Annotated in this window: 5 protein-coding genes; 2 read left to right on the top strand and 3 right to left on the bottom strand. The window is 76.6% G+C overall.

Annotation, left to right across the window (positions count from 1 at the left end; translation table 11 throughout):
• Positions 1-405 (bottom strand): molybdenum cofactor guanylyltransferase (mobA, locus tag C1I99_RS30255; RefSeq protein WP_158554122.1); only part of this gene is annotated, 405 nt, incomplete at its 3' end.
• Between the two features lie 69 nt (positions 406-474).
• Between mobA and fdhD the strand changes: the two genes are divergently transcribed.
• On the top strand, positions 475-1,329 hold the full coding sequence (fdhD, locus tag C1I99_RS30260; RefSeq protein WP_111137584.1) for a formate dehydrogenase accessory sulfurtransferase FdhD: 855 nt from the start codon (positions 475-477) through the stop codon (positions 1,327-1,329).
• Positions 1,330-1,364: 35 nt separating this feature from the next.
• On the opposite strand, the gene C1I99_RS30265 is transcribed toward fdhD, so the two are convergent.
• The gene (locus C1I99_RS30265; RefSeq protein WP_111137585.1) at positions 1,365-2,060 is read right to left on the bottom strand and encodes a GAP family protein; all 696 of its coding nucleotides are present in this window, start codon (positions 2,058-2,060) and stop codon (positions 1,365-1,367) included.
• A 147-nt stretch (positions 2,061-2,207) separates the two neighbouring features.
• The gene (locus C1I99_RS30270; RefSeq protein ID WP_111137586.1) at positions 2,208-3,251 is read right to left on the bottom strand and encodes a DUF4192 domain-containing protein; all 1,044 of its coding nucleotides are present in this window, start codon (positions 3,249-3,251) and stop codon (positions 2,208-2,210) included.
• A gap of 268 nt (positions 3,252-3,519) precedes the next feature.
• Between C1I99_RS30270 and C1I99_RS30275 the strand changes: the two genes are divergently transcribed.
• Positions 3,520-3,901, top strand: a 382-nt coding sequence (locus tag C1I99_RS30275; protein ID WP_199562448.1) for a fructosamine kinase family protein, incomplete at its 3' end; no start/stop codon positions are given.

The following is a 3,901-nucleotide window of genomic DNA, read 5'->3' on the forward strand; positions in this document are numbered from 1 at the left end:
CCGCCACACCCCGCAGAGCGACTGCCGCCGCCCGTCGGGATCGACGTAGCAGGCGCCGTCGGGCGAAGCGGCCGGACTTCCGGTCGGGTCGAGGTGGCGCCGCAGCCCGGCCACGGCCTCGCGGGTGAGCAGCGGCAGGTCGGCGGCGAGCAGGGCGACGACGGTGGTGCCGGGGTCGAGCAGGGCCAGGCCGGCGGCGGCGGCGGCCACCGGGCCACCACCGGGCGGGTCCTCGCGGGTGACCCGTACCCCGGCCGGCACCGACCCGGACGGCCCGACCAGGACGCGCGGCACGGCGTCGGCGACCGCGGCCAGCACCCGGTCCCGCATCGGCCGTCCGCCGACCGGCAGCGCGGGCTTGTCCACCCCGCCCATCCGACGGGCGGCGCCGCCCGCGAGCACCACCGCCGCGTACCCGCTCATCCCGACACGGTAGCCGTGCGGGCCGCGCGGTGCGGGGGGCAGGATGGCGGGATGGGACGGGTGACTGACCGGCGCGGCGTACTCCGGATCGACCTCGACGCGGCGGCCGACGGGGATGGCGCCACCCGGCGGCGGGACAGCCTGAGCGTGGAGGAGCCGCTGGAGATCCGGGTCGGCCCGCCCGGTCCCGGCCGGCGGCGGCCGCTCGCGGTCACCATGCGGACGCCCGGTGACGACCTCGACCTGGCGATCGGCTTCCTGCTGACCGAGGGGATCGTCCGGTCCGCCGACGACGTGCACACCGCGCAGCTCTGCGCGGGGGCGGAGACACCCAACACCTACAACGTGGCGGACGTGGTGCTGGCCCCCGGTGTCCCCGAGCCGGCCACCGACGCGTCCCGGAACTTCTACACCACCAGCTCCTGCGGGGTGTGCGGCAAGGCGAGCATTGACGCGGTGCGCACCCGGTCGCGCTTCGCCGTGGCCGACAACCCGCTCGCGGTGCCGGCAGCCGTCCTCGCCGGGTTGCCGGAACGGCTGCGCGCCGCGCAGCGGGGTTTCGACCGCACCGGCGGGCTGCACGCCGCGGGCCTGTTCACCACCGGCGGTGAGCTGGTGGTACTCCGCGAGGACGTGGGCCGGCACAACGCCGTCGACAAGGTGGTCGGCTGGGCGGTACGCGAGCGGCAGTTGCCGCTCGCCGGGCACCTGCTGCTGGTGTCCGGGCGGGCCAGCTTCGAGCTGACCCAGAAGGCGTGGATGGCCGGGGTGCCGCTGCTCGCGGCGGTCTCCGCGCCCAGCACCCTCGCCGCCGATCTGGCCGACGAGGCCGGGTTGACCCTGGTCGGCTTCCTGCGCGGCCGCACGATGAACGTCTACACCCACCCGCACCGGGTCACCGTGTGACACGCGTCGCCGCCGGTCGCCCTCGCCGAACGGGGTCAGCCGAACAGCTCCAGCCGGGCGGCGGCGTCGCGGGCCAGCAGGAAGCCGGCGATGCCGAGCACCCACCCCAGGGCGCTGCCGGAGGTCCGGGTGATCCAGGCGTTCAGCCGGGCCAGCACCGGCTCGATCCGCGCCGGCCAGGCGACCCGCGCGGCCAGCAGCAGCAGCGCCGGCAGCACCATGATCAGGCAGTAGCCGCCGAGCAGGGCCACCACGGTCGCCGCGCCCAGCCCGGAGGTGGTCAGCAAGCCCACCGCGCCGAGGTACGGCAGCATCGTCGCCACCTCGGCCAGCGCGGCCAGCAGGGCCAGCCCGACCAGCCACCGGGCCGACGAGTCGCCGGCCGTGGCCCGGTCCCGCCAGCGCAGCACGCCGCCGCCCGGGCGGCGGCGCTTGCCGTCGTAGCGGAAGCTGAGCACGAAGAGCCCCACCCCGAGGGCGAGCTGCGCCCAGAGCACCGGGCGGTTGTCCAGCGCGCCGCCGAGCGCGTCGGCCAGCCGGTTGCCACCCCAGGCGAGCAACAGCCCCACCGCGAAGTAGAAGCCGGCGATCGTGCCGAGGTAGGCCAGAATCCGCCGGACGCTGACCGGACCGGCTGCGAGCAGCAACCACACCGGGATGAAGAGGGTGCCGACGCTGGTGCTGTCGACCAGCGACAGACCGGCGAGGGACAGCAGCAGCCCGGCGCTCATGCGGCCGGACCGGTTCCGATTACGGGCACCGGATCATCGTGCGACGCCCCCGCGCCCGCCGATTCGGCCCCGGGAACGAACGTCCGCTACATCCTTCGACGGACCACCGCCCCGCGAAGGACAGGGTGGCGGCGCAGCCAGGCGGGGTCAGCGCACACCCCGGCGGCCCCGCTTGCGTCGGCGTACCACGCCGGGCAGCCCCACCGCCGGCCAGCCGTCCAGCTCAGCCGGCGGTACGCCCCGGCGGAGCAGGTCGTCCAGCAGTGCCGCGAGAGAGTAGTCGGGGTGTTCGGTCAGCGCCCGTTCCAGCGCCACCGCCGCCAGCGCCCCCTGCCCGGCCCGCCAGGCCGCGAACGCCAGCAGGGCAGCCGGCGCGGCGATCAGCTCCGGCTCGGCCCGGCGCAGCACGTCGAGCCAGAGCGCGATGTCCTCGTCGCGCCCGTCGGTGCGCTCCCACGCGTGGTCCCGCACGGGCAGATGGGTCAGCAGCAGGCTCAGCCAGGCCACCTCGTCGTCGGTGAGCCGCTCGCCCCGCCGCTGCCGCCGCTGGGCGCCGCGTACCGCCGCGACTCCGGCCGCGCGCAGCGACCGCCCGCCGAGCAGGTCCGCCGGGGGCGCCTCCGCCACCAGGTCCGACAGGCGGCGCTCGGCCCGCGCGGTGGCCTGCCGCATCGCCGACCGGTCGGCCCCATCCGGCGGAGCCACCTGCGCGGTGAGGGCCGCCCGGTCGGCCAGGGCCACCTGGCCCGCGAAGACCGCCGCCGCCGTGACCTCGCTGGCCCCGGCGTCGTACGGGGTGCCGTCGGTCGGGCAGCACTCCGGCTCGGTGCAGAGGTAGGACCAGTACCGGCCGTCGGTGATCCGCAGCGCGTCGAGCAGGGCCAGCCCGGCCCGGGTCAGCTCGGCGCGCACCGCGTCCACCGCCGGGGTGACCCGGGACGCCGGCCCGTAGCCCAGCACGGTGGCGGACTCGGCGCCCTGCCGGGCGATCACGGCGGCCAGGTGCCGGGCCGGGGCGACCGGGTCGGCGAGGTCGGGCAGGTCCGCGCGGGCGGCGAAGGTGATCCGCCGGCCCCGCATCGTCACCACGACGACGCTGTCGGCCGGGTGAAAGCCGAGCAGGTAGGGCACGGCCGCGATGAGGTCGGCGGCGGAGCGGACGGCGAGCCGGGGGCGGTCGGTCGAAGTCATGCCGGCAGCCTGCGGCCCGGCGACCCCCGCCGGCAGCCCCTGTGGACGACACGCGGTCCGTCCACAACCACGGACGGTATTCCCCCAGCTCACCCCCGCCTGGCACTCCCCCAAAAGGCCGTTTTGGGGGGAGCCGGCTCCTCTGGTGGGCGGCGTCCGCCAAGATCGGGCCGTTGTCCGGCCGAACAGTCGGGCCGGGTCGGAAGCCAGCGGCAGCCACCCGGCCGGGTCGCGGACCGGCCCTGGGGTGAGCGGCTACCTTGCGGTCATGGATCTGGCGTACCTGCGGGAGCATCCCTCCCACCTGCCGACCTTCCTGACCCACCAGCGGATCCGGGAGACACCGGTCTCCGGGGGTGACATCTGCGCCGCCTCCCGGTTGACCCTGGACGACGGCAGCTCGATCTTCACGAAGACCTGGCCGGAGGGGGCGGGACGGCCGGCGCCGGAGGGCTTCTTCGCCACCGAGGCGGCCGGGCTGCGCTGGCTACGCGGCGCGGGCACCGTCGCCGTACCCGAGGTGATCGTGGCGCTGCCGGAGCTGCTCGCGCTGGAGTGGGTCGAGCCGGGCGAGCCGAGCCCCGAGGCGGCCGAACGCTTCGGCCGGGAGCTGGCCGGCCTGCACCGGGCCGGGGCGCCCGCGTTCGGGG

This window comes from Micromonospora deserti (assembly GCF_003236335.1).
Lineage (GTDB): Bacteria > Actinomycetota > Actinomycetes > Mycobacteriales > Micromonosporaceae > Micromonospora > Micromonospora deserti.

What these genes read in the sequence shown, in the direction of transcription:
- fdhD (WP_111137584.1), top strand. Translation starts at nt 475, where the DNA reads ATGGGACGGGTGACTGACCGGCGCGGCGTACTCCGGATCGACCTCGAC.
- C1I99_RS30265 (WP_111137585.1), bottom strand. Translation starts at nt 2,060, where the DNA reads ATGAGCGCCGGGCTGCTGCTGTCCCTCGCCGGTCTGTCGCTGGTCGAC.
- C1I99_RS30270 (WP_111137586.1), bottom strand. Translation starts at nt 3,251, where the DNA reads ATGACTTCGACCGACCGCCCCCGGCTCGCCGTCCGCTCCGCCGCCGAC.